Source organism: Streptomyces sp. NPDC001156 (assembly GCF_053598275.1).
In genome coordinates this window covers 36,646-62,204 of sequence record NZ_JBSFJX010000044.1, presented here as the reverse complement: position 1 = coordinate 62,204, position 25,559 = coordinate 36,646, and the positions used below count along the sequence as shown (strand labels likewise).

Below are 25,559 nucleotides of genomic sequence, written 5' to 3'. Positions count from 1 at the left end.
TCAAGGAACGGACGCTTCCTTCGTACTCACCCTCTCGGGCTTTCCTCCGGGCGCTTCCCTTCGGTGTTTCCGACTCTATCAGATCTTTTTCTCGATCCGATTTCCTCGGTTGCTTTCCAGGTTTTCGCTTTCGCGTTTCCCTTTCCGGCGACCCCGACTTTATCAGAGTTTTCGGAGCCGATGACCGGCGGTCCATTTCTGATTCAACGGGGGGCTTCTCGGAAGCTGCGCTCCGGAAGCGACTAGACGCTCACTGTTGCTGGTGGATGGGTCCACCTCTAGGCAACTGTTCAAATCTACCTCCCCGCTCGACCCGTGTCAACGGCTCTTGTGGGGCGAAGAGGAGACTAGCAGGCCAACACGGGGAAACGCACATCGAGCAGGAGCCGACAGGGTGCCGGTCAGCTCACGCCGCCATCGGCACGCTTGCGCTGCGCTCGTCCGCACCCAGGTCACCGGTGTCGCCGGCCCGGACCGCACGTCCGCCCAGCACGTACACGTACGTGAGGAAGGCCAGCTCGGCGACGACGCCTATACCTATGCGAGCCCAAGTCGGGAGGCCGGAGGGCGTCACGAAGCCCTCGATGGCCCCGGACACGAACAGAACCAGGGCGAGGCCGATCGCCACCCCGAGTGCGGCCCGGCCCTCCTCGGCAAGGGCGCTGCGACGAGTGCGAGGACCCGGGTCGATGAGGGTCCAGCCCAGTCGCAGTCCGGTGCCGGCGGCCACGAAGACCGCGGTCAGTTCCAGGAGGCCATGGGGGAGCACCAGACCGAGGAACGTGTCGAGGCGGCCCGCTGACGACATCAGTCCGGCACCCACCCCGAGGTTGAGCATGTTCTCGAAGAGGATCACGAGGACGGGGAGGCCCAGAAAGACGCCGAGGGCCAGGCACAGCGCGGCGGCCTGGGCGTTGTTCGTCCACACCTGGGCGGCGAACGCGGCGGCGGGATGGCTGGAGTAGTACGTCTCGTACTCGCCACCGGGGCGGGTCAGGCTGCGCAGCTCGCTGGGTGCCGCGATGGAGGCCTGGACCTCCGGGTGGGTGCCTATCCACCACCCCAGGAGTGCTGCGATCACCGTTGAGAGCAGAGCGGTGGGTATCCACCAGCGGCGCGAGCGGTAGACCGCGGCGGGAAAGCCGTATCCGAGGAACTGTGTGACATCGCGCCACGAGGCCCGGCGCGTACCTGTCACGGCACTGCGCGCGCGTGCCACCAGTTGACTGAGCCGACCTGTCAGCTGGGGATCCGGTGCGCTGGACTGGATGACGGAGAGGTGGGTGGCGGTGCGCTGGTAGAGGGCGACGAGCTCGTCCGCCTCGGCTCCGGTGAGGCTGCGCCGGCGGCGCAGGAGAGCGTCGAGACGGTCCCACTCGGCGCGATGGGTGGACACGAACACGTCGAGGTCCATGAGATGGGCTGCTCCTCGTCCTCTCGTACTGCGTGTCAGCTTGTCGTACCGCGGCGCGATGTGCCCCTCAGCTTGGCAGACTGGCGTACCTCGGGGAGTACCAGGGGAAGGACGGCTGGCGTGAGTGAGCTAGTGACGGGCGAGGCGGTGGCGCTGGAGTTGCGCCCCGCGAAGCTGCCGAGCCGTGCGCTGGCGGTGTTGCTCGATCTGGCCGTGGCCATGGCGGCGTATCTCATCGTGAAGATCGCACTGGTGGCCGCCACGTCCGGGCTGGACGAAGCCGCGCAGGTCGCGGTGTCGAGGGCGACCTTCGTCCTGGTCCTGATCGGCGGACCCATAGCCGTGGAGACCCTCAGCCGCGGTCGTTCGCTGGGCAAGCTGGCCTGCGGGCTGCGCGTGGTGCGCGACGATGGGGGGCCGATCCGGTTCCGTCACGCGTTGGTACGGGGCGCGATCGGTGCGATCGAGATCCTGATGACCTTCGGCGTCGTGGCGTGCATCGCCTCGCTCGTGTCCGCGCGAGGCCGGCGGCTCGGTGACGTCTTCGCGGGCACGCTGGTCGTACGGGAACGGGTGCCCGCAGAACGTACGGGCTTCGTGCCTCCGCCGCCGCCCTGGCTTGCCGGGCGGTTCTCCCAGCTGGATCTCTCGGTGGTCCCGGACGGGTTGTGGCTGGCTGTTCGGCAGTACCTGACGCGGATGCAGCAGCTGGATCCGCGGGTGGGCCAGGCGATGGCGGAACGTCTTGCCTCGGATGTCGCAGCGCGCACCGGAGCGCCGGCGCCGTATGGGATTCCACCGGCCGCGTATCTGGCGGCGGTGCTGCAGGAACGGCAGGCGCGGGAGGCGCGGCGGGCGTTCGGCGGCTGGGGGGAGGGCGGGAGCGCAGGGGTGGGCCCTGGAGCGGGCAGCACACCAGGCGGGTACGCCGCGGCGCCCCAGCAGGCTCCCCTGGCGGCGGGCGGAGCAAGCCCGTGGCGGGCTCCGGTCCCGAACGACGTGGACAGCCGGGCTGCGACGTCTGCTCCCCTTCAGCCGTATGCCTCCGCGTGGCCTCAGCCGCAGGCGCCCGCAGCCCCACAGGACCGGCAGCCGGTGACTCCCGCGACGCCGCGGGCGGAGTCGGCGGATCAGCCTGCCACCGGGTTCGTACCGCCCGCGTAGCCGCACGCGGCCGGCTCCTCGACGGGCCCGGGCACGGTGGGTGCGCGTCCGTCGGCGGTCTCGTCACTTCATTACGGACCTCGCCGGCCCGTCCGGTACCCGCCTGGCCATCGCTCGTCTCGCGAGAACGCCTGTCACGAGAACGCCGAAGGCGGTGACTCGAGGTCCTCGAGCTCGATGCCGGGTGCCGCGAGCACCACGTCCCCGGAGATGTGGACGGTGTGCAGCTCCCCTGTATCCAGGTCCGTGACCTGGTATGCGTCCACGATCAGGGGGGCGTTGTCAGTGGCGTGTGCTTCTCTTTCGATCAGGGCCCAGGACTGGTCCACGGTGCGGGGGGCGAGGACCGGATCGGTGAAGGCGACGAGGCGTACGCGCGTCGCGGAGGAAGAAGAAGGGGTGAGGCGCAGCAGCCGGGCGGTGGCGACAAGGAAGGCCGGGGACGTGCCGGTGAAGGCGTGAGCGCGGACATTGCCTTCGGTGGCATGGGTGCCGGTGGGGTCGGTGCGGACCCAGGTGACGCCGTCGAGGGCGGCACCCCGCACCTGCCAGCCTCCGGCGTGGAGTTCCAGGCGGATGGGGCGGCCGAGTTCGTCGAGGGCCAGATCGACGGAGCCGGCCTGGTCGCCGGACGGGGTGGTCAGCTGCGAGACATAGCGCCAGCCGGAGGGGCCGGGCGCGCACTGGAAGTGTTCTTCGCCGAGGGAGGTGTGGTCGTGCGGGTCATGAAGCGAATATCGGCCGCGGGGCATGGGGGTCCTGGGTCGTGACGGGCTGGTCGGGCCAGTCTGCCTGGCCTGGCCGAACGGGGCAGGCCCCCGGCACGGGGGTGCGGGGGCCTGCCTCGGAACTGTTCTGAGGTGCGCGTCAGTGCACGGACGCGCTCGCCACGTCGTGAGCGACGGGCGCGCGTACGCCGACAGCCTGCGGTGTACGCGCGACCCGGTGCCTTAGGTGATCAGTAGCGGTAGTGGTCGGACTTGTACGGGCCCTCGACGTCGACGCCGATGTACGCGGCCTGCTCGGGGCGGAGCTGGGTGAGCTTCACGCCGAGCGCGTCCAGGTGGAGGCGGGCGACCTTCTCGTCCAGGTGCTTGGGCAGCGTGTACACACCGGTCGGGTACGCGTCGGGCTTGGTGAACAGCTCGATCTGGGCCAGCGTCTGGTCCGCGAAGGAGTTGGACATCACGAACGACGGGTGACCGGTGGCGTTGCCCAGGTTCAGCAGACGGCCCTCGGAGAGGACGATGATCTTCTTGCCGTCGGGGAAGGTCCAGGTGTGGACCTGCGGCTTGACCTCGTCCTTGACGATGCCGGGGACCTTGGCCAGGCCGGCCATGTCGATCTCGTTGTCGAAGTGGCCGATGTTGCCGACGATCGCCTGGTGCTTCATCTTGGCCATGTCCGTGGCCATGATGATGTCCTTGTTGCCGGTCGTGGTGATGAAGATGTCGGCCTTGTCGATGACCTCGTCGAGGGTCGTGACCTGGTAGCCGTCCATGGCCGCCTGCAGCGCGCAGATCGGGTCGATCTCGGTGACGATCACGCGGGCGCCCTGTCCGCGCAGGGACTCCGCGCAGCCCTTGCCCACGTCGCCGTAGCCGCAGACGACGGCGGTCTTGCCGCCGATGAGGACGTCGGTGGCGCGGTTGATGCCGTCGATCAGGGAGTGGCGGCAGCCGTACTTGTTGTCGAACTTCGACTTGGTGACGGCGTCGTTGACGTTGATCGCCGGGAACAGGAGGACACCGTCGCGCTGCATCTCGTACAGGCGGTGAACGCCGGTCGTGGTCTCCTCGGTCACACCGCGGATCTCGGACGCCAGCTGGGTCCACTTCTGGGGGTTCTCGCCCAGGGTGCGGTGGAGCAGCTGGAGGATGACGCGGTGCTCGTCCGACTCGGCGGTCTCGATGGCCGGGACCTTGCCGTCCTTCTCGTACTCGACGCCCTTGTGGACGAGGAGGGTGGCGTCACCGCCGTCGTCGAGGATCATGTTCGGGCCGCCGGTGGGGCTGTCCGACCAGGTCAGCGCCTGCTCCGTGCACCACCAGTACTCCTCCAGGGTCTCGCCCTTCCAGGCGAAGACAGGGATGCCCTGGGGGTTTTCGGGGGTGCCGTTGGGGCCGACGGCGATGGCGGCGGCCGCGTGGTCCTGCGTGGAGAAGATGTTGCAGGAGGCCCAGCGGACCTGGGCGCCCAGGGCCACCAGCGTCTCGATGAGCACGGCGGTCTGGACGGTCATGTGCAGGGAGCCGGTGACGCGGGCGCCGGCCAGCGGCTGTGCCTCGGCGTACTCCTTGCGGATCGACATCAGACCGGGCATCTCGTGCTCGGCGAGGGTGATCTCCTTGCGGCCGAATTCGGCCAGCGAGAGGTCGGCGACCTTGAAGTCCTGTCGGTTGTCGACAGTCGTCATTGCGTGCTGCTCCTCGGGGTTGGGGCGAGGTGGGTACGGCTGGTCTGCGCGGCGGCGGACACAAGGGTGCCCGGAAGAGGACACAGGAATGCCCGCGTACGCGCAGCGCAGTCGTCGGAGGCCCTCTCTCCCTCGGCCGGTCCATCGTGGGACCGCCCGACCGCCATCAGCAGCGACGTCTGGCTCGGCTTCCAAGCTACACCGGGCGGCCCCGCGTACCCCAGTCCGCCTCGGAGGAGTCCGGTTGCCTGCGGACTGCTTTCGGCCGGTGCCCGGGACTGTGCCACGCGGGATCCGGGGGCCGGCCGCGGGCTCAGTGGCCGGGCACCTGGGCGGGCCCGCCGGGGGTCGCCTCGGGGTCCGGGCCCTTGGCCGCTTCCGCCTCGCTGTAGATGTCCGGTTCAAGGTAGATGACACGGGCGATCGGGACGGCGGCCCGGACGCGGGCCTCGGCGGCGTCGATCGCGGCGGCAACCTGTGTGGCCGTGTCGTCGTGCCGGACCGCGATCTTGGCGGCGACCAGCAACTCCTCGGGGCCGAGGTGGAGCGTGCGCATGTGGATGATGCGAGGCACCGTGTCGCCGTCCACGATCGCGGCCTCGATCTTCCTGACCACTTCGGGGCCCGCGGCCTCGCCGAGCAGCAGGGACTTGGTCTCGGCGGCGAGGACGAGGGCGATCAGCACGAGGAGGACACCGATGCAGATGGTGCCGATGCCGTCCCAGACGCCGTCGCCGGTGAGCAGCGCGAGGCCGACCCCGCCGAGGGCGAGGACGAGACCGATGAGGGCGCCGAAGTCCTCCAGGAGGACGACCGGCAGTTCGGGCGCCTTGGCCCGGCGGATGAACTGCGCCCAGGACAGCGAGCCGCGCAGGCCGTTGGACTCTTTGATGGCCGTGCGGAAGGAGAAGCCCTCGGCCAGGATCGCGAAGACGAGCACGCCCACGGGCCAGTACCAGTTCTCGACCTCGTGCGGGTGGCTGATCTTCTCGAAGCCCTCGTAGATGGCGAACATGCCGCCGACCGAGAAGAGGACGATCGAGACGAGGAAGGCGTAGATGAAGCGCTCGCGCCCGTAGCCGAAGGGGTGCTGCGGGGTCGCGTCGCGCTGGGCGCGCTTGCCGCCGATCAGCAGCAGGAACTGGTTGCCGGAGTCGGCGAGCGAGTGGACGCCCTCGGCGAGCATCGAGGAGGAGCCGCTGAAGGCGAACGCCACGAACTTGGATGCCGCGATCGCGAGATTGGCTCCGAGTGCCGCGACGATCGCCCTGGTGCCGCCTGACGCGCTCATGTGTTCGCGTTGTCCCTTCGTAGCGTCCCGCCCTGGATGCGCCTGCCGGCGTACTCCGTCCAGGGCTTTACCCGTCCTTTGCCGATGGGTCATTGTTGCAGCCGGGTCCGGCGGCGTTGCGCCGGACCGACAGCATGACCATGTACGGCGTTCGGGTCAGGCTACGACTGTGGCCCGGAAGACGGTGCCGGCCCCGGCCACCTCGGCCTTCTCACCCGCCGGTACGAAGACCGACTCGCCGGGTGCCAGCAGCTGCTCCCCGGCCCGTACGGAACCCGCCGTGCACAGCAGGATCTGGGGGGTGGCGCGCGTGAGGTCGCGCGGGGCGGCGCCCTCGGCGAGGACGTACCGGGAGAGGCGGAACTCGTCGATGGGGGTCTCGTAGACCTCCTCGCCGTCCGAGGACGCCTCCGGGCGCAGGACACCGGGGTCGCCGGCCTCGAAGCGGACGATCCGGAGCAGCTCCGGGACGTCGACGTGCTTGGGGGTCAGTCCGCAGCGCAGGACGTTGTCGGAGTTGGCCATGATCTCGACGCCGAGGCCGTTCAGGTAGGCGTGCGGGACGCCCGCGCCCAGGAAGAGAGCCTCGCCGGGCTGAAGCTGGACGTAGTTGAGCAGCATGGCCGCGATCACGCCCGGGTCGCCGGGGTAGTGATGGGCGATGTCGGCGTACGGGGCGTAGGCGCCGCCCAGGCGGGCGCAGGCGGCCGCGGCCTCGCCGACCGTGTGGGCCATGTCGTCGGGGTCGGCGCTCAGCACTGCGGTGAGGACCTCGCGCAGGGCGGCCTCCTCCGGGTGGGTGCGCAGCAGGTCGACGTATGGCTTGAGGGAGTCGACCTCGAGGCCGGCGAGCAGTTCGGCGGCGTCATCGGGCGTACGGAAGCCGCACAGACCGTCGAACTCGGTGAGGGCGCAGATCAGTTCCGGCTTGTGGTTGGCGTCCTTGTAGTTGCGGTGGGGCGCGTCGACCGGGATACCGCGGCGCTCCTCGTCCGCATAGCCCTCCTTCGCCTGCTCCAGGTTGGGGTGCACCTGGAGGGAGAGGGGAGCACCGGCGGCGAGGATCTTCAGCAGGAAGGGCAGCCGGGGCCCGAACTTGGCGACCGTCCGCTCGCCCAGCTCCTCCTCCGGCGCCTTGTCGATCACCTCGTTGAGCGGGCCGCGCGGGGTGCGCGAGGGTGCGCCCGGGTGGGCGCCCATCCACATCTCCGCCTGGGGCTCACCGGTCGGCTCCACGCCGAGGAGCGCGGGGATGGCGGTGGTCGAGCCCCAGGCGTAGGGGCGGACGGTGTTCTCGAGGCGATCCATGTGGTGGGTGTCTTTCTCCATACGTACGCTGCGGTCGGCGCCGTCGGGCGTCGGCCGGTGCGTGCTGTCAGATACTGCGAGCCAAGGTCAGGCCCCCGAAGCGAGCGCCACGTAAACAGCGGCGAAATCTGTGATGGCGATCAGCTCCGCGAGGGTCTCCAGTTCGTCGCCGTCCTCCGGTTCGAGTTCGCTGATCGCCGTGTCGTGGCTGAGGGCCAGATCGCGGGCGGCGGGGGCCGAGCTCAGACCACCGATCGGGCGGTCACGCAGAAGCACCACGCGCGCATGGAGGGCCTGTGCCTCCTCGACACGGTCGCGGAAGAAGTCGTCGGGGTCGGCGCCGGCGGCGAGGGGCCCGGAGAGCAGAACACTGTGCGAGGCGAGCGCCTCGGGCAGCTGCGCGGTGAGCGCGGGCCGGCCGGCCAGCTCGGCGAGCGCGGCGGCGAACCGGCGGCCGGCCGGCTCGGCGGAGACGCCCTCGGTCCAGATCACGGGAAGGGACTCGGCCAGCTCGGCGGCGAGGGTCTTGGCGGGGTTGCTGTAGGTGGCGATGGCCGGGCCGCAGCGTTCGGCGACCTGGTCGAGACGGCTCGCGACCTTCTCCAGGACGTCGGACGGGGCGGAGAGCAGCCCGGTGCGGTCCAGGAGGGCGAGCAGCGGGGTGAGCAAGGCCCACAGGACGCCGGGGGCGGATGCGGTGAGGGGTTCGTCCTGCTCGTAGGGGGCGGTCGCCATGGGGACGAACAAGCCATGGGCGCCGACCACCGCGTCCGTGATCGGGGCGCGGGCAGGGGCCACGGCCACGACGGTGCAGCCGCGGCGGTAGGCCTGCTCGACCAGGATCGACAGCCCTGGTTCGGAGCCGTCGGGGGTGGCGATCAGCAGCAGGTCCACGGGTCCCGCCCAGCCGGGCAGCTCCCAGCGCAGGGCCCCCGCGGCCGGTGCGACACCGGTCGGATGGATGCGGGTGACCGGGCAGGCGGCACCGGCGAGTGTGCCGAGCAGTTCGGCGACGCCCACGGAGGCGGTGCCGGGGCCCGCCATGAGGACGGCGCGGGGGCGTCCGTCGGGTTTGAGCTCGTTGACCCCGGCCTCGGCGGCGTGCCGCACGGCGGAGCGGACCCTGGCGCCTGCCTCGGCGGCGCCACGCAGCAGCGCACGGCGGTCGGCGCGCGCGAGCGCCTCGGGGTCGTCGAGCAGCGATTCGTCGAGCATGGGCGGCAGCCTCCGATCGCCGGGCCGTTACGCGGGGCGGCGGGCCTCATCCACGAGCAGGACCGGGATGCCGTCCCGGACGGGGTAGGCGAGGCCGCAGTCCTGACCGGTGCAGACCAGCTCGCTCTCCGCCTCCTTGAGGGGGGCGTGGCACGCCGGGCAGGCGAGAATCTCCAGGAGGCCGGCTTCGAGCGGCATGAAAGGTCCCTTCGGGCGGATGCACTTGGCCTGGTCAGATTACCGCTGTGAGGGCCGACGTGCGGGAGTTGATCAAGGTCCCGTCCCCCTCCCCAGGCGGGAGGGGGACGTCGGCGAGGGGGTTTGTCAGCCCCGGATGATGGCCAGGACCTCGTCCCGGATCTTCGCCATGGCCGCCTCGTCCTTCGCCTCCGCGTTCAGCCTGAGCAGCGGTTCCGTGTTGGAGGGGCGGACGTTGAACCACCAGTCGGCGGACGAGACGGTCAGGCCGTCCAGCTCGTCGGTCTCGAAGCCCTCGTACGCCGCCTTGACCGCGGCGATGCGTGCCTTCTGGTCGTCGACCGTGGAGTTGATCTCGCCGGAGCCCACATAGCGGTCGAATTCGGCGACGAGTCGCGACAGCGGCCCGTTCTGGCCGCCGAGGGCCGCGAGGACGTGGAGGGCGGCCAGCATGCCGGTGTCGGCGTTCCAGAAGTCCTTGAAGTAGTAGTGCGCGGAGTGCTCCCCGCCGAAGATCGCGCCGGTGCGCGCCATCTCGGCCTTGATGAAGGAGTGGCCCACGCGCGTGCGCACCGGCGTGCCGCCGTGCTCCCGTACGACCTCGGGTGCCGACCACGAGGTGATCAGGTTGTGGATGATCATGCCCTTGCCGCCATGCTTGCCGAGCTCGCGGGCAGCGACCAGTGCCGTGATGGCGGACGGCGAGACCGGGTCGCCGTGCTCGTCGACGACGAAGCAGCGGTCGGCGTCTCCGTCGAAGGCGATACCGATGTCCGCCTGCTCCTGGCGCACCCGCTCCTGGAGGTCGACGATGTTCGCCGGGTCGAGCGGGTTGGCCTCGTGGTTGGGGAAGGTGCCGTCCAGCTCGAAGTACATCGGGACAAGGTCGATCGGCAGCCCGGCGAAGACGGTCGGCACGGTGTGGCCGCCCATGCCGTTGCCCGCGTCGACGACGACCTTCAGGCGGCGGATGGAGGTCAGGTCCACCAAGGAGCGCAGGTACGCCGCGTAGTCCTCCAGCGTGTCCCGCCGGGTGATCGTCCCGGGCGTCTCCACCGGCCCCGGCGCGCCCGAGTCCAGCCACTGCTCGACCAGCTCACGGATCTCGGCGAGACCGGTGTCCTGACCGACCGGGGCGGCACCCGCGCGGCACATCTTGATGCCGTTGTACTGCGCCGGGTTGTGCGACGCGGTGAACATCGCGCCCGGCAGGTCGAACGCGCCCGACGCGTAGTACAGCTGATCCGTCGAGCACAGGCCGATCTCCGTGACGTCGACGCCGCGTGCCGCCGCCCCGCGCGCGAAGGCACGCGAGAGGCCGGGGGAGGACGGCCGCATGTCATGGCCGACGACGATCGCGTCCGCGCCGGTCGTCTGCGCGAAGGCCGCCCCGAAGAGCTCCGCGAGCGATTCGTCCCACTGGTCCGGGACGACCCCGCGTACGTCGTACGCCTTCACGATCTGCGACAGATCAGCTGACACGGCCAAACCCTCCTGGAGTCTCAATGATGAGCACAAACTACCTGCCTGCTCCGGCACCCGGACGGGCCCAGGTGCCCAGCGCGGACAGTTCCCACGGAGTTCATACCGGGGCTCGACCGGCACACCGGTGCGCTGCGCCCGGAAGCCGGGGCCGCACTGGGCTGAGAACCGGCGTGCCCGGCCGGCCGAGCGCCGAGGAGCGCACGCCGGGGCACGGACGCGTCCGGGCGTCGATGGCACGTTCGCGAGGGCGGGATGCCGCGCGGGCCGACCAAGCCCGCTCTTGGGCCAGATGAGCCGAGAAGTCGTTCGAAGGAGTGAGCTGCGGCGGCTGTTGACGGCGGTCCCGGACGCCGAGGCGGGAGCCGGGACCCAAGACCGGTCGACCGGCGGTCAGTTGTCCGGTGAGCGCAGCACCCGGAGATGGCCGCGGCGGGCGACCTCCATCGGGTCCGCCGTGCGCCCGTAGCCGCCGCCGGCCCCGGCGGCGCGCTGCTGCGGACGGGCCGCCTCACGCACCGCGTTGGCGAGCGCCTCGAGGTCGTCACCACTGGGGCGCGCGGGTGCCGAGCCGTCCAGCAGCCGAACGACCTCCCAGCCGCGCGGCGCGGTCAGGCGCTCGGAGTGCTCGGCGCACAGGTCGTAGCAGTGGGGTTCGGCGTAAGTGGCGAGCGGGCCGAGGACCGCGGTCGAGTCGGCGTAGACGTACGTCAGCGTCGCGACGGCAGGTCGGCCGCAAGCAGTGCGCGAACAGCGACGTACAGGGCTCACGACGTTGGACGGTACCGCACTCTTGAGCGGGCCGCGACGACTCTCCCCCAGGTCACTCCACCGTGTCGTGCTGTGAGACACCCCACACACCCCTTCCGACGCGACAGGCTGACCTGCACGGACGGCCGGTGCGAGAGAACCGGACACCCCTGAAACCGGTCAGCACTCGGTACAAACGCCGTCAATTCTCATGAGGGCGGCGGTCTCGGGGGTATATGGAATCGAGCCCAACCTTGGCCGGAATGGTCATCCTGCGACATCGGCGGCCCGGCGCCGGCGCAGCTGCACGGAGCCCGCCTCTGCGGGGTGGTCGAACGCGGAGGCGACGGAGGGGGTGCGCGGCCGTGTGGGGGCGGGGCGTGGGGACCCTGCGGGGACTACTCTTCGTCAGTGATGGACAACCCTGTAACGCCCCGCGCCACCGCACCCGGGCCCCGCCGCCGTGACCGCCATGGCAGAGGCATGCGTGGCCCCGTCGCGCCGCCCCAGGTGCCGCTCGCCGCGAGCCGGGCCGAGGTGTTCGCGGACCTGGTGCAGGACTCCGTGGAGCGTCTGGAGCGACGCTGGCCGCAGCTCGCCGACATCGATTTCCTGGTCCTGGAAGTGCCGCGCCTGGACGGCGCCGGCGACGTCTGGAGCGACGAGGCGGTACCCCTCGGTGCCACGATCGAGGCCCGCGAGGGCCGCCGTGCACGAGTGGTCGTCTACCGCCGGCCGGTCGAGATCCGGACGAAGAGCCGCGACGAGCGCGCGGCCCTCGTCCACGAGGTGGTCGTGGAGCAGGTGGCGGAATTGCTCGGGCTGACCCCGGAGACGGTGGACCCGCGCTACGGCGAGGACTGACCGGCAGGGCCGCACCACCCCGCGGCCCGGACCGGGGGAGGTGACGGCCCCGTCCGTCACTTCTTCAGCAGCACCGACAGATCCTGGTCCGCCTGGGGCACCGCGACCGTCCCACGGTCGTCCGGGAGGGTCTGCACCGTGAACGCCGGTACGCCCTCGACGGTCGTCTGCAGGGTGCGGGCGGCGTAGACGGGGCCTCCGGAGACCGGCTCCACGGTGAGCGCGTACGAGCCCTTGAGACCGCTCGGCACGGGCGCGTCCACGTCCTGTGTCGTACCGCCCTTGATCGTGTACTGCTTCGTGACGGCGGTCCCGCCTTCGCTGCCCGCGGACGCGGTGACCTTGACCGTGGCCGCGCCGCCCGGGGCGCTCAGCGCGAGCGTCGAGTCCTTGCCGAAGTTGCCGGCCACCGAGGCGCGCGTGCCGACCGGCGCGGTGGCCGGGATGAACGCCGACTCCTGCTTGTCGCCTTTGCCCCGCAGCACGCGCAGCGCGGCGACCACGGGGACCGGGGAGTCGCTGGGCGTCAGCACCAGGGAGCCCGCCTCCCCGCGCGTGATGTCGCCGAGGTCGACGGCGGCGGTCATGCCGCCCTTCACATGCAGCGTCTCGTTCCCCGCCGGGGTGATCTCACCGGAGGGCGAGGCCAGGCGCACCTTCAGGTCGGCGTCGGCGTCGCCGGGCACGAAGGCGATCAGGCGTACGTCCGTGGCGTCCTTGGGGATGCCGGGCATCACCAGGGAGCCCGCGGGGTCGGTGGAGGCGGCCAGCCAGTCGCCGCCCAGCTTGTCGTCGAGGGCCTGCACGGCGGCGGCGACCCGGCCGCTGCGGACGCCGACGTGGACCGTGAGGTCGCTCTCCTGGGCGCTGCTGAGCGTGGACAGCAGGACCGGCTCACTGGAGTGCGGCTGGACCGTGATGCCTTCGCCGACCGTCGACTTGAGGTTGCCGTCCTTGCCGTACAGCTCGATGTCGACGACCGCGGCGGAGTCGTCGGGATTGGTCAGGTGCATATAGTCGGTGCGGGACCCGGCGGTGCTTGCGCCCGGGAACCAGAACTCCGTGTCCGGGGCGCTGCAGCCGGTGCCGAGCAGCCCCCGGCCGGTGCCCGCGTCGACCTGGGTCGTCTCCTGAACCGTCCAGCCGGGCGCGAGACGGCCGGTGGCGGTGCCGAGCAGGGCGGGCGTGTCGCTGCCGGAGGCGGTCCCGGTGACGGGGGTGCCAGGGTCCTTGGGGGTCACCTTGGGAGCGTCCGGCTGCTTCTTGTTCTTGGCGGACTTTCCGCTTCCGGAGGAGTCCGAGCCGGCCGCGGACTGCGCGCCCGCCGCGGTGAGTTCGGCCTTGCCGCTGCTGCTCGTGCCGGGCGAGACAGGGGTGAAGGACGTGTACGTGGTGTCGGCTATGTCGGAGGTGCTCGGCTCCGGGCACAGCAGCCGGGTCTGCTCCACGGGCAGCCGGGCCGCCGCCTTGGCGGTGCCGCCACTGGACGCGGCCGGTGCGGTGAGCGCCGCGAATCCGGTGACGGCGGCGAGTGCGGTCGTGCCGGCGATCAGGGACAGGGTCGTGCGGTTCACTGCTGGCTCCCGTCGGGGCGCTCACTGTCGGTGCCGTGCGCCGGGTCGTAGGGCGTGCCGTAGCCCTGGTCGTACGTCGGGTCGTACGGCGCCGTGGTGCCGTAGGCGTACGGGTCGTACTGGGCGCCCTGATAGGGGTCGGCCGGGTACTGCTGCTGCCCGTACTCGTAGCCGCCCTGCGCATACTGCTGCTGGTAGTCCGGGTATTGCTCGCCGCCGTACGTGCCGTATTCGCCGTCCGTCTGGCCCGCCGTGTCCCATTCGCCGTACGCCGGCTGCTGCGGGATGTCGGCCGGGGACTCCTCGGACGGGGGTGGCGGGGCGTCGGTGTCCTGGTCGGCCTCCTCCGCCTCGGCCTGAGCCCGCAGCCGGCGGGCCCGGCGGCCCTCGCCCAAGGTCTCCTGCGCGGGCACGGGACGCTCCTCGGGAAGGTCGTCGTCGACGTCCCGGCGGCGGCCGGGCAGGGCGAGGACCACGAGGACGACGGCGAGCGAGCCCTGCGCCCACAGCCAGGCTGTGTGGGTGATCGGCGTGTCGTAGGTGACGTCCAACGTGCCGCCGGAAGCCGGCAGTTGGAAGCCCTGGGCCCAGCCGTCGACCGTGGTGCGGGCGAGCGGCCTGCCGTCCAGGGTCGCGGTCCAGCCCGCGCTGGCGGTGTCGGCGAGCCGCAGCACACGGCCGCCTGGGCCGGACGGGATCTTGGTGTGGATCTCGACGGGTCCGGAGGCGACGGACTGCGGTGCGGCGGAACCCGCGACGATCGCGGCGCGGGAGACCTGCCGGTCCACCCGCCACAGGGCGCTGCCGTCCTGCTGGCTGAGCCGGCTCAGGCCGGGCGTGGCATCGAGGACGCGGCTGATCTCGCGCGGCGCGCCCTTGCGGACGAGGACGTACCGCACGGCGAAGCCGCCGAGTTCGTCCGCCTGGTCGGCGCCGGACCCCGCGACGAGGTTGGCCACGACCTTGTCGAGCATCTGGTTCTCACCGTCCTCCGCGGCGAGTTCGCCGTCGCCGAGGCGGGCGCCGGAGCCGCGGACGAGGGTGTAGCCCACACGCGCGCTGGACTGGCTGTCCAGGACCAGCGTGCGGGCCTGGTCGCTGGTGCCGCCCTCCTCGGCGACGAATGCCGGCACCTGCACGGGGTCGCGCCGCTCCAGGGGCCCGTCGGCGCCGCGGATCATCCACCCGGCGGCGATCAGCAGGGGACCGGCCACGGAGGCGAACGCGATGAGCGCGGCGACCGGCTGGCGCCAGCCGAAGTTCTGCTCGGCCACCCGCTCCTTCGCGCCTTCCGCGCCGATGGAGGCGGCCGCCAGAAGTGCGAGGCCGTAGACGAGGGTCGCGGGCCCGGGCCATGTGGAGCCGTTGGACAGCACCGCGAAGACCAGCGCCGTCAGGGCGACCGCCCACGCCGTCCAGATGGCTCCCTGACGCTCGCCGCGCATCAGGGCGGCCAGCGCGGCGAGGACGACACCGACGAGCATCAGTCCGCTGACGGTGCCGGGACCACCGGGGCTGGCGCCGAGCAGGTCGGACGCGGAGGCCGCGCTCGCACCGTAGGCGAGACCGGCCTCCTTGAAGAAGCCGAAGGGCAGCAGCGACAGCGACCAGGGGGCGAGGATCAGCAGCGGGGTGCCCAGCTGCACGAGGAGGCGGAGGCCGCGGGCGACGAGGTCGTGCCTGCGCAGGGCGAGCAGCAGGAGACCGAGGACCAGGGCGATCGGCCACACGATGGGCGTGAACGCGGTGGTGACGGTCAGCAGCAGGGCGTACGCCCAGGTGGCTCGCCAGCTGCCGCGGGCGCGGGAGGCATGGGCGAGCCCGCCGGCCGCGATCCCCGCGCGTGCGATGAGCGGCAGCAGGATCGCGAGGACCGCCGTGCCGATGCGGCCGCCGGCGAGGGCACCGGTGGCGGCGGGCAGGAAGGCGTAGGCGACGGACGCCCACGCACGCACCAGCCGCGACTCGACGAGCGGTCGTGAGGCGAAGTACGCGGTGAACCCGGCCAGCGGCACCGAGCAGACGAGCAGGACCGTGACCGCCAGCCCGGTGGAGCCGAACAGGATGCTCGCGAGCATGGCGACGAACACGAGATAGGGCGGCGCGGACTGCGTGCCGCCCGCACCCACCGGGTGCCAGGCGTCGAGATACCGGGACCACAGGTCGGAGGAGTCGGGGGGCGCGGGCAGCATCGCGCCGCCCGCGAGCGCGCCTCCGCCGAGCAGGGCGCGGCAGGCGACGAGAGAGAACAGCAGCAGGACGGCGAAGAGCACCGGCCCCGGCTTGCGGGCGATGCGCTTGAGCCGGGCGAACTGTTCGACCTGCAGGAAGTCGGCGTCGTCGCCGCCCGGTCCGGATTCGATGCCGCCGCCGTGCCGGCCGGCCGAGGAGACCTCGGGGTCGGAGCGGCCCACCACGTTGCTCGCGATCTGTTCGACGGTGGCCCGGACGGTCGCCCCGCGCGGCGGGAAGAGCGGGCGCAACTCGTCCTTGTCGATCCGCGGCCGGCCGCGCCTGCGTCGCGCGGCGAAAATCCGTTCGGGCCTGAGCAGGGTCCCGAGCAGGCCGCGGATTTCGTCGACGGCCTGTCGGGGCACCTTTCCGACGAGGTAGGCCAGCGTGCGCAGCAGGGTGCCGAGCACCAGGCGGAGCAGGACCCAGGGCAGCTGTGCCGAACGGGCATTGACCAGCAGGGTGTAGACGGCGCCCGCCTTGTCGACCTTGTGCGGGGAGGCCGCGGTGCGGCTCACGCAGTCGACGGTGCGACGCTCGCGGGAGGCCGCCTCGGCGTGCCGTACCACCGCATCGGGGGCGACCAGGACGCGGTATCCCGCGGAATGGGCGCGCCAGCACAGGTCGACGTCGTCACGCATGAGGGGCAGGTGACGGTCGAATCCGCCGAGCTCCTCGAAGACGTCGCGTCGGATGAGCATGCCGGCCGTGGACACGGACAGCACCGTACGGATGTGGTCGTGCTGGCCCTGGTCCTGTTCGCGGCGGTCGAGGCCGGTCCAGCGGCGGCCGGAGTTGGCGATGGTGACGCCGACCTCGAGGAGCTGCCGGCGGTCGTACCAGCCGCGGAGCTTGGGGCCAACGACGGCCAGGTCGTCGCGGCCCAGCTCCAGCTCGTTCTCCACGACCTGCAGCAGCTGGGCCAGGGCGTCGGGTTCCGGGGCGCAGTCGTCGTGCAGGAGCCACAGCCACTCCACGGGCTCGCCGTACGGCAGCTCCGGCATGTCGTACGCCTCGTCCCGCCAGGTGCGGGTGACGGGGTCCCAGCCGCTGGGGCGCTTGAGGTAGGGCAGGTCGTCCGGGGTCAGTACGGCCGCGCTGCGGTTCGCCTCCTCGACGGCCTGGCCGAAACCGGTACGACGGGCGAGGTGCAGTACACGGTCGGCGCCGAGGGCGTCGGTGAGCTGCTGGGCGGAGTCGTCCGCGCTGCCGGTGTCGGCTGCGACCGCGTTCTGCACGGGCCGCTCCTGGCCGAGCAGCCCGGCGAGCGCGTGGGGCAGCCAGCGTGCTCCGTCATGGGAGACGAGCACCGCGGTGACCACGTGACGCGGAAACTCGGGCGGGCGGGTCGGGTCGAACGGCGACGTGGCGGCGTCGTGTTGGACCGTCGTATGGCTGTACACGGACATCGAGGTACGGGCCCCGGTTCGCTGGACTGCGGTGGACGCCTGTGCCCCTGGGGGCAGCGGGACGTCTCGGACGGAGGCCCACACTAACGGCTGGACAAGATCACGGCCCGCCGCCTGTGGACAACCCATCTGCGACGGGCCGTTCTTTACGTATCGGTGTGCGCCATTTCATCTCTCGCCCAAGGGTCCGGCCGCGACGCACGCGCGGCTGTTCTGCGAGGTCCTCGACGACTCCTGCCGCTCGGCGGACTCAGACGGCGGCCTTCTTGAGGCGGCGGCGCTCACGCTCGGACAGGCCGCCCCAGATACCGAACCGCTCGTCGTTGGCGAGTGCGTACTCAAGGCACTCGGAGCGGACCTCGCAGGCGAGGCAGACCTTCTTGGCCTCGCGGGTGGAGCCGCCCTTCTCGGGAAAAAAGGACTCCGGGTCGGTCTGGGCGCACAGCGCGCGCTCCTGCCAGCCGAGTTCCTCGTCCGCGTCGTCGACCAGCAGTTGCTGCACCAGCTCGGTCATGTGCGCCCCTCGTCAGTCTTTCGCGTCCCCGTGATGTAGCCGTTACCGATTTCGGCTGAACGACACGAGTGAAATTACAAGTGTGCCGATCCGGGCCAGTCAAGCCGAGATCTGCTATTGGGCCCCTTATTCACTCTGCGGAACCAAGGCTATGCGGAAAGTGTGCAAATCGGCATAAACCATGTCACTCAAGAGGGGTGTACGCGAGCCCCCCACCCCTCACAGAGAAGGACGTCCATCAGTTCGATCTCGTTCCGATACGTACGGCGGAGCGAACCTGATCACAGTCGGATCACGAGATCGCAACGACGTTCGTGCGCCGGGCGGTGCGCTCCATGTGTCCCCGACTCGCCCTGCACAAACCTTTCGCCTGCCAGATGAACCGGATGAGGTGAAACAGAGCCCACATTCCAGGCCTCAAGTTGACAGGTGGGATATGAACCGATGTCCTTGTGGGCATGCTCGCGAACTCGGCACTCACCCAGACCCGCACCGCCGGGTCCCACGGTGCTGCCCGCGCTCGCTGTAGCTGTTGCTGTTGCTGTTCCGGCTGTTGAGCCTTCCGCCGCTCCGGCCGCTCCTGAGTCCACACGACTCGGCTGCTGTCCCTCAGCCCGTACCAGGGCCCGCGCCACGCCCGTGATCCGGGCGGACGACACGCGACACCCAGCCCCCGCTCCCTCCCGCCGAGGAACTCCGCACCCATGAACAGCGACAGCGACCTCCAGATCGCCGGCGACATCCTCGAAGTACCGCACCTGCTCCAGCCGCCGCGCGAGCACCCGGCCACCGTGGCCGAGTTCGCCGGCCTCGCCCGCTCCATCGCCGCCGACCGCTCCCAGTGGGCGCACCTCGTTGAGTACGACGCGACGTCCCGGTGGTATCACCGGCTGCGCACCGGACCCGGCTACGAGGTGTGGCTGCTGTCCTGGGTGCCCGGGCAGGGCAGCGGACTGCACGACCACGGGCGCTCGTCCGGCGTGCTGACCGTCCTGGAAGGCGCGCTCACCGAGCGCACGGAGCACGGCACCCGCGCGCTGGAGGCCGGTGCGCAACGGGTTTTCGCGCCCGGGTATGTGCACGAAGTGGTGAACGACACGCTGGAGCCGGCCGTCAGCCTGCACGTCTACTTCCCGGGTCTGACCGAGATGGCCATGCTCCCGCAGTCCCAGCCGGGCACGGCCGAAGGAACCCCCGTCGAGGCGTGCGCCGCCGACCGGGGCGCCGTCGACACCATCAGCCGCTGAGTCGACGGCGGACTGCCGGACGGCACGGGCCGGTACCGGCGGGGGCGCCGCGAAAAGCCGACGGGCCGTCCACAAGCCGGGTCGCACGTTGTCGTGGCCTCCGGCAGGACCGTCCCTCCCGTCACCGGCCACCACCCCTCAACGAGTGGGCCTGGCGGCTGACACACTGTTTCAATGCGCATTGTGGTTCTGGCAGGCGGCATCGGCGGTGCCCGGTTTCTGCGCGGTCTCAAGCGGGCCGTGCCAGACGCGGACGTCACGGTCATCGGCAACACCGGCGACGACATCCACCTCTTCGGGCTGAAGGTCTGCCCAGACCTCGACACGGTGATGTACACGCTCGGCGGCGGCATCAACGAGGAACAGGGCTGGGGCCGGGCCGACGAGACCTTCCACCTCAAGGAGGAACTCGCGGCGTACGGCGTCGGACCGGAGTGGTTCGGGCTCGGCGACCGCGACTTCGCCACGCACATCGTGCGGACGCAGATGCTGGGCGCGGGCTATCCGCTCAGTGCGGTCACGGAGGCGTTGTGCGACCGCTGGAAGCCGGGGGTCCGGCTCATCCCCATGTCGGACGACCGGGTCGAGACCCATGTCGCCGTCACTCTGCCCGACAGTGACTCCGACGCAGGGGCCGGCGAGCGCAAGGTGATCCACTTCCAGGAGTACTGGGTGCGGCTGCGGGCCTCCGTCCCGGCCGAGGCGGTCGTGCCCGTCGGCGCCGACCAGGCCAAGCCGGCGCCGGGTGTCCTGGAGGCCATCGCCGAAGCGGACGTCGTCCTCTTCCCGCCGTCCAATCCCGTCGTCTCGGTCGGCACGATCCTCGCCGTGCCCGGCATACGCGAGGCGATCGCGGACGCCGGGGTCCCCGTGGTGGGTCTCTCCCCCATCATCGGTGACGCGCCCGTGCGCGGGATGGCGGACAAGGTGCTCGCGGCGGTCGGCGTCGAGTCGACGGCCGCGGCGGTCGCCGAGCACTACGGCTCGGGGCTGCTGGACGGCTGGCTCGTGGACACGGTGGACGCGTCCGCCGTGGAGCGCGTGGAGGCCGCGGGCATCCGCTGCCGCGCGGTGCCGTTGATGATGACGGACCTGGAGGCGACGGCCCGGATGGCCCAGGAGGCGCTGGCGCTCGCCGAGGAGGTGCGGACGTCGTGACCGAAACAGCCGGCTACCGGGTCTGGGCCCTGGCCGGACTCCCCGAGGTCCGCTCCGGTGACGACCTGGCCAAGCTGATCGCGGCCACCGAGCCCGGGCTCGTCGACGGGGACGTCCTGCTCGTCACCTCGAAGATCGTGTCCAAGGCGGAGGGACGCATCGTCCGGGCGGACGACCGCGAGGCCGCCATCGACGCCGAGACCGTACGGGTCGTGGCCCGGCGCGGACCGCTCAGGATCGTGGAGAACCGGCAGGGGCTCATCATGGCCGCCGCCGGCGTCGACGCCTCCAACACCCCGACGGGGACGGTGCTGTTGCTGCCCGAGGACCCCGACGCCTCCGCGCGGCTCATCCGGGAGGGACTGCGGGACACGCTGGGGGTCGAGGTGGGCGTCATCGTGACGGACACCTTCGGCAGACCCTGGCGCACCGGGCTGACCGATGTGGCCGTCGGCGCCGCGGGCGTACGGGTCTTGGACGACCTGCGCGGCGGCACGGACGCGCACGGCAATCCGCTGAGCGCGACCGTCGTCGCCACCGCGGACGAACTGGCCGCGGCCGGCGACCTGGTCAAGGGGAAGGCAGCGGGGCTGCCCGTCGCCGTGGTGCGCGGGCTGCCGCACGTGGTCTCACAGGACGACGGCGAGGGAGCACGCGCGATGGTGCGCGACGCACGCGACGACATGTTCCGGCTGGGCACCTCCGAGGCGGTACGGGAGGCGGTGACCCAGCGGCGTACGGTGCGGGCCTTCACCGACGAGCCCGTGGACCCCGGTGCCGTACGACGCGCCGTGGCCGCCGCGGTGACCGCCCCGGCGCCGCACCACACGACGCCGTGGCGGTTCGTGCTCCTGGAGTCCGCTGCATCGCGGACGCGACTGCTGGACGCCATGCGGGACGCGTGGATCGCCGATCTGCGACGCGACGCGAAGACCGAGGAGTCGATCGCGAAGCGGATCCGGCGCGGGGACGTGCTGCGCAACGCGCCGTACCTCGTCGTGCCCTGCATGGTCATGGACGGGTCCCACACCTACGGCGACGCACGGCGGGACGCGGCCGAGCGGGAGATGTTCGTGGTCGCCACGGGGGCCGGCGTGCAGAACCTGCTCGTCGCGCTCGCCGGGGAGCGACTGGGCTCCGCATGGGTGTCGTCGACCATGTTCTGCCGGGGCGTCGTGCGCGAGGTGCTCGGGCTGCCCCAGAACTGGGAGCCGATGGGCGCCGTCGCGGTGGGTCACCCGGCGGAGGAACCCAAGCCGCGTGCGGTGCGGGATGCGGAGGCGTTCATCGAAGTGCGCTGAGCCGGACCCCGGCCCCCGGAACGCGCAGAACCACCCCGGCACGGCCCCGGCGCGCCTACCCTCATATGGCACAGCCCCAGAATCACCAGGACATCAACCGTGGCCGGACGCTTCCCTCTCCGCCCCACCTCCACGACCGTGCGTGGTGGGGATGTCGTCGTGCCCGGGGGTGTGCCGCGGCCGGCCATGGCCCCGGGGCGGAGGCGCTCCTGGGCCCTGCCGTGGCCGCTGGACCTCGGGCTGGTGCTCGGGCCGCTGCGACGCGGTCCCGGCGATCCCACGTTCCGGACGACACCGGACGGCTCGGTGTGGCGGGCCAGCCGAACGCCGACGGGGCCGGGCACCCTGCGGGTCGCGCTGCGGAGCGGGGTGGCCGAGGCGGAGGCCTGGGGACCCGGGGCCGAGTGGCTGCTGCATCAACTGCCCGAGATGCTGGGCGCGCTGGACGATCCCGCCGCGTTCGCACCGCGGCACCGGCTGGTGGCGCTGACGTGGAAGCGGCGGCCGGGGCTGCGGCTGACACGGACCGGCCTCGTCATGGAGTCGCTGATCCCGTCGGTCCTGGAACAGAAGGTCACCACGGACGAGGCGTACCGGGCATGGCGGCTGCTGGTACGGAAGTTCGGGGAGCCGGCGCCGGGACCCGCGCCGGCCCGGATGCATGTGATGCCGGCGCCGCGTACCTGGGCGCTGATTCCGTCCTGGGAGTGGCACCGGGCAGGGGTCGACAACAAACGGGCCTCGACGATCCTGCGGGCGGTGCGGGTGGCCGCACGGCTGGAGGAGGCCACGGGGATGGAGCCGGCCCCGGCGCAGGCACGTCTCGAGGTGGTGCCCGGGATCGGGCCGTGGACCTCCGCGGAGATCGTGCAGCGCAGTCTTGGGGCAGCCGACTCGGTGACCGTCGGCGACCTGCATCTGCCGGGGATCGTGGGCTACGCCCTCGCCGGGGACCGGAATGCGGACGACGAGGTGATGCTGTCGCTGCTCGAGCCGTACGCGGGGCAGCGTCACCGGGCGGCACGGCTGATCCTGCTGAGCGGATCCGCGCCGCCCCGGCGTGCTCCGAAGATGCGGCGGGGCGACATCGGGCGGTTGTAGGAGTGCGGGTGCCCTCCGTGGAGGGCACCCTGCGTTGCGGACGGGCTGTGCGGAACCTACTGGTCCGAGGAGAAGCGGACCGCGCCCGCCGGAATCCTCGCGTCGCACCAGACCCGTACCCCGTCACGGAGTTCGTTGTCCGCGCCGACCACCGCGCCGTCGCCGATGACCGCGCCCGAGACGACCGAGCGTTCGCCGATCCGGGAGCGCGCACCGATCAGGGAGTCGGTAATGACCGCACCCGGTTCCACGACCGCGCCGGCGAGCAGTGTGCTGCCGGAGATCCGGGCACCTTCCCCGACGACGGCGCCCTCACCGACCACCGTGCCGCCCGTCAGCTTCGCGCCCGTGGCGACCGTCGCCGTCGGCAGGATCAGCCGGTCACCGCAGCGGCCGGGCACCGCGGGGGACGGTGCACGCCCGAGGACCAGGTCCGCCGAACCGCGCACGAACGCCGCCGGGGTTCCGAGGTCCAGCCAGTACGTGGAGTCCACCATGCCCTGCAGATGGGCGCCCGCGGCCAGCAGGCCAGGGAAGGTCTCCCGTTCCACCGAGACCGGGCGTCCCTCCGGGATGGTGTCGATCACCGAGCGGCGGAACACGTAGGCGCCGGCGTTGATCTGGTCGGTGACGATCTCCTCTGGCGTCTGCGGCTTCTCCAGGAACGCCGTCACCCGGCCCGTCTCGTCCGTGGGCACCAGGCCGAAGGCCCTCGGGTCCGTCACCTTCGTGAGGTGCAGCGAGACGTCCGCGCCCGTCGATTCGTGGGTGCGGACCAGGGCGCGGATGTCCAGGCCCGTGAGGATGTCCCCGTTGAAGATGAGGACCGGCTCGTCGGGTCCCGAGTGGAGGCGGCTCGCCACGTTCCTGATGGCGCCGCCGGTACCGAGGGGTTCCTCCTCCGTGACGTACTCGAGTCGGAGGCCGAGGGCCGAGCCGTCACCGAAGTACGGCTCGAACACCTCGGCCAGATAGGAGGTGGCGAGCACGATGTGCTCCACACCCGCCGCCCTCGCCCGCGCCAGCTGATGCGTAAGGAAGGGCACCCCTGCGGCCGGAACCATGGGCTTGGGGGTGTGCACCGTGAGCGGCCGCAGCCGGGTGCCTCTACCGCCGACCAGGAGGATCGCTTCTGTCACCTGTCGTCTCTGCTTCCTGCCGGGACCGGCCGAACTGTCCATCGGCCGGCCAGTGTATGCAGACCGTGTTATGAGGACCGCTAAGGGCGTTATGAGAACCGTTAGAGGTGCCTTCGACGACAGTGGGGTGTCCTTCGACGGCCGTGCGCGGGGTGCCCCCCGTACACCTTCGTGCTCAAAGACGCGTACGGCGTCGTGGGGACCGTCGTGCGCAGGCGTACCGAACACCGTGGATGTCGTACGGGTGGTCGGTACGGCTTCGTGGGACGGCCCCCTTCCTCAGCGGCCCTGCAACCGCGCCGCGGTGGTGCGGATCGACCCGAGTTTGGCGTACAGCAGCTGTCCCGGGCATTCCGTGGCGAACCCGTCGCGATGGCCGGAGACCACATTGAGTTGAGCGTTGACGCCCTTCGGGTAGAGATTGCCACCACCGGACTGCAGGTATGTCTTGGCACGCGTATCCATGCCGTAGAGGCCCACCTTCCACGCCGTGAGCGCGGCGATGGCGTTCACGGCGGCGGCCGACGGTTGGGTACTGGTGTAGGTGCCGAGGACGGCGACCCCCATGCTGTTGGTGTTGAACCCGAGGGTGTGAGCGCCCATCACGGGCTTGTCCACGCCCCCGGCGCGGCCTTCGTAGATGTTTCCGCACTTGTCGATGAGGAAGTTGTACCCGATGTCCCGCCAGCCGCTGCTCACGACGTGGTAGCGGTAGATACTGCGGATGACGGAAGGCGCTTGCGCGCAGGTGTAGTTGTTGCCCGACGCGGAGTGGTGGACGAAGGCCACCTTCACACTCGCCGTGTAGATGAAGCCCGGCTCACGCAGGCTCTCGTCGGCTCCCCAGCCGCTGCGCGTGATGATGCGCGGGCGCGGCCCGATGTACGGCTGCGCCCTTTCCGGGAGCGTTCCGATCGCTTCCGCCCTCTGCTCGTCGGCCGCTTCCTTCGTCGCCTCCTTCGACAACGCCGGAATCTCCGGGGCGTTCGGGGGCGCGAGGACATTCGGGGGCGCTAGGACGGCGTCAATGGCGGACGCGGCGATCCCCGCGCCGCTCACTTCGGCGGATGCGCCCCCGTCCGATGGCTGTCCGTCGACGGCATGCGTCTGCGCGGGGGCGCCCGCCTGCGGCCCCTTGCCGGGGTCGACCAGTTCGACGCGCAGGCCGTCGGGGAGGGTCGGCGCACGGGTTCCGCCGGTCTGGTCCGCCTCGGCGCGCACTCTCACCTCCACGCCGTCCGAGTTGCCGACCCACAGCGGCGCGGTCGATCCGCGCATCCGGTGCGAGGCGCCCTCCGCGCTGTCCGGGTCGGGGCCGTGGCCGTGGTTGTGCGTCTCCAGTTCCTGCCAGGCCGACCACCGGGTCGTGCCGCTCGCACGGGTGCGGATCTGGACCAGGCCGTGCAGTTCGGTTTGCGGGTCGTCCCAGACGACGCCGACCAGCGAGAAGGACCGTACGGTCTGCGGGGCCAGCCCCGCCTCGGGCAGCGCACCGGCGGCCCGGCTGGGGTGGAGGGGTACGAGGGGCAGGGACTGGGTGTCGCCGGGGATGCTCGCCCCGGTGAGCGGTCCGGCGGGCGACGCGGCCGGCATGTGCGCCGCAGCCGCGGGACCCCGCACAACCGGCCCGGCCGCTGTGGCCGGGACGGCGAAGGAGAGAGTCAGTACCGCCGAGCATGTGAGTCCGATCGAGGAAGCAAGGTATCCGCGCATGCCCCCGATCTTGGACATAGCCATACATACATGTCCATTAACGACATACAATGTCTATTAACGAATTGA

20 protein-coding genes are annotated in these 25,559 nt (G+C 71.3%); 6 read left to right on the top strand and 14 right to left on the bottom strand.

Going from position 1 to position 25,559, the window contains the following annotated elements; translation table 11 throughout:
• Nucleotides 1-406: 406 nt before the first annotated feature.
• Nucleotides 407-1,414 (bottom strand): stage II sporulation protein M, encoded by a 1,008-nt coding sequence (locus tag ACWDA7_RS21945; protein ID WP_450605912.1) that lies wholly within the window; start codon nt 1,412-1,414, stop codon nt 407-409.
• A gap of 120 nt (nt 1,415-1,534) precedes the next feature.
• Between ACWDA7_RS21945 and ACWDA7_RS21940 the strand changes: the two genes are divergently transcribed.
• The gene (locus ACWDA7_RS21940) at nt 1,535-2,578 is read left to right on the top strand and encodes an RDD family protein (protein ID WP_450605911.1); all 1,044 of its coding nucleotides are present in this window, start codon (nt 1,535-1,537) and stop codon (nt 2,576-2,578) included.
• A gap of 134 nt (nt 2,579-2,712) precedes the next feature.
• Here the strand turns inward: ACWDA7_RS21940 and ACWDA7_RS21935 are convergent, their stop codons facing one another.
• The 8 genes from ACWDA7_RS21935 to ACWDA7_RS21900 form a co-directional block, all read right to left on the bottom strand.
• Nucleotides 2,713-3,330 (bottom strand): hypothetical protein, encoded by a 618-nt coding sequence (locus ACWDA7_RS21935; protein ID WP_450605910.1) that lies wholly within the window; start codon nt 3,328-3,330, stop codon nt 2,713-2,715.
• A gap of 206 nt (nt 3,331-3,536) precedes the next feature.
• The gene (gene ahcY, locus ACWDA7_RS21930) at nt 3,537-4,994 is read right to left on the bottom strand and encodes an adenosylhomocysteinase (RefSeq protein ID WP_450605909.1); all 1,458 of its coding nucleotides are present in this window, start codon (nt 4,992-4,994) and stop codon (nt 3,537-3,539) included.
• 313 nt (nt 4,995-5,307) lie between these two features.
• Nucleotides 5,308-6,285: a cation diffusion facilitator family transporter gene (locus ACWDA7_RS21925; protein ID WP_450605908.1), complete on the bottom strand. Its 978-nt coding sequence runs from the start codon at nt 6,283-6,285 to the stop codon at nt 5,308-5,310.
• A gap of 156 nt (nt 6,286-6,441) precedes the next feature.
• The gene (gene manA, locus ACWDA7_RS21920; protein WP_450605907.1) at nt 6,442-7,593 is read right to left on the bottom strand and encodes a mannose-6-phosphate isomerase, class I; all 1,152 of its coding nucleotides are present in this window, start codon (nt 7,591-7,593) and stop codon (nt 6,442-6,444) included.
• An 87-nt stretch (nt 7,594-7,680) separates the two neighbouring features.
• Nucleotides 7,681-8,808 (bottom strand): SIS domain-containing protein, encoded by a 1,128-nt coding sequence (locus ACWDA7_RS21915; protein WP_450605906.1) that lies wholly within the window; start codon nt 8,806-8,808, stop codon nt 7,681-7,683.
• A gap of 27 nt (nt 8,809-8,835) precedes the next feature.
• A complete protein-coding gene (locus tag ACWDA7_RS21910; RefSeq protein ID WP_359403378.1) occupies nt 8,836-9,006 on the bottom strand; it encodes a Trm112 family protein in 171 nt (56 codons plus the stop codon).
• A 126-nt stretch (nt 9,007-9,132) separates the two neighbouring features.
• Nucleotides 9,133-10,488 (bottom strand): phosphomannomutase/phosphoglucomutase, encoded by a 1,356-nt coding sequence (locus ACWDA7_RS21905; protein WP_450605905.1) that lies wholly within the window; start codon nt 10,486-10,488, stop codon nt 9,133-9,135.
• Nucleotides 10,489-10,881: 393 nt separating this feature from the next.
• Complete coding sequence (locus tag ACWDA7_RS21900; RefSeq protein ID WP_359403384.1) at nt 10,882-11,259, bottom strand: DUF3499 domain-containing protein; 378 nt, start codon at nt 11,257-11,259, stop codon at nt 10,882-10,884.
• 393 nt (nt 11,260-11,652) lie between these two features.
• Between ACWDA7_RS21900 and ACWDA7_RS21895 the strand changes: the two genes are divergently transcribed.
• Nucleotides 11,653-12,102, top strand: a complete 450-nt coding sequence (locus ACWDA7_RS21895; protein WP_450605904.1) for a metallopeptidase family protein — start codon at nt 11,653-11,655, stop codon at nt 12,100-12,102.
• 56 nt (nt 12,103-12,158) lie between these two features.
• On the opposite strand, the gene ACWDA7_RS21890 is transcribed toward ACWDA7_RS21895, so the two are convergent.
• The 3 genes from ACWDA7_RS21890 to ACWDA7_RS21880 all read right to left on the bottom strand — a co-directional run bounded on the left by ACWDA7_RS21890 (nt 12,159) and on the right by ACWDA7_RS21880 (nt 17,831).
• Nucleotides 12,159-13,676 carry a DUF5719 family protein gene (locus ACWDA7_RS21890; protein WP_450605903.1) on the bottom strand — a complete coding sequence of 506 codons (1,518 nt, stop codon included), beginning with the start codon at nt 13,674-13,676 and terminating at the stop codon, nt 12,159-12,161.
• Nucleotides 13,673-17,317: a glycosyltransferase gene (locus ACWDA7_RS21885; RefSeq protein WP_450605902.1), complete on the bottom strand. Its 3,645-nt coding sequence runs from the start codon at nt 17,315-17,317 to the stop codon at nt 13,673-13,675. The genes ACWDA7_RS21890 and ACWDA7_RS21885 overlap by 4 nt, the downstream gene beginning before the upstream one ends.
• 250 nt (nt 17,318-17,567) lie before the next feature.
• Nucleotides 17,568-17,831, bottom strand: coding sequence for a WhiB family transcriptional regulator (locus tag ACWDA7_RS21880; RefSeq protein WP_003975777.1), 264 nt, complete (start codon nt 17,829-17,831; stop codon nt 17,568-17,570).
• Between the two features lie 704 nt (nt 17,832-18,535).
• On the opposite strand from ACWDA7_RS21880, the gene ACWDA7_RS21875 reads away from it, so the two are divergent.
• The 4 genes from ACWDA7_RS21875 to ACWDA7_RS21860 all read left to right on the top strand — a co-directional run bounded on the left by ACWDA7_RS21875 (nt 18,536) and on the right by ACWDA7_RS21860 (nt 22,638).
• Complete coding sequence (locus ACWDA7_RS21875; RefSeq protein WP_450605901.1) at nt 18,536-19,078, top strand: cysteine dioxygenase; 543 nt, start codon at nt 18,536-18,538, stop codon at nt 19,076-19,078.
• Nucleotides 19,079-19,252: 174 nt separating this feature from the next.
• Nucleotides 19,253-20,236, top strand: coding sequence for a 2-phospho-L-lactate transferase (gene cofD, locus ACWDA7_RS21870; protein WP_450605900.1), 984 nt, complete (start codon nt 19,253-19,255; stop codon nt 20,234-20,236).
• Nucleotides 20,233-21,537: a coenzyme F420-0:L-glutamate ligase gene (locus tag ACWDA7_RS21865; RefSeq protein WP_450605899.1), complete on the top strand. Its 1,305-nt coding sequence runs from the start codon at nt 20,233-20,235 to the stop codon at nt 21,535-21,537. The genes cofD and ACWDA7_RS21865 overlap by 4 nt, the downstream gene beginning before the upstream one ends.
• A gap of 99 nt (nt 21,538-21,636) precedes the next feature.
• Nucleotides 21,637-22,638, top strand: coding sequence for a DNA-3-methyladenine glycosylase family protein (locus ACWDA7_RS21860; protein WP_450605898.1), 1,002 nt, complete (start codon nt 21,637-21,639; stop codon nt 22,636-22,638).
• 56 nt (nt 22,639-22,694) lie between these two features.
• Here the strand turns inward: ACWDA7_RS21860 and ACWDA7_RS21855 are convergent, their stop codons facing one another.
• The gene (locus ACWDA7_RS21855; RefSeq protein WP_450605897.1) at nt 22,695-23,777 is read right to left on the bottom strand and encodes a sugar phosphate nucleotidyltransferase; all 1,083 of its coding nucleotides are present in this window, start codon (nt 23,775-23,777) and stop codon (nt 22,695-22,697) included.
• Nucleotides 23,778-24,056: 279 nt separating this feature from the next.
• Nucleotides 24,057-25,508: an N-acetylmuramoyl-L-alanine amidase gene (locus ACWDA7_RS21850; protein ID WP_450605916.1), complete on the bottom strand. Its 1,452-nt coding sequence runs from the start codon at nt 25,506-25,508 to the stop codon at nt 24,057-24,059.
• Nucleotides 25,509-25,559: the final 51 nt, after the last annotated feature.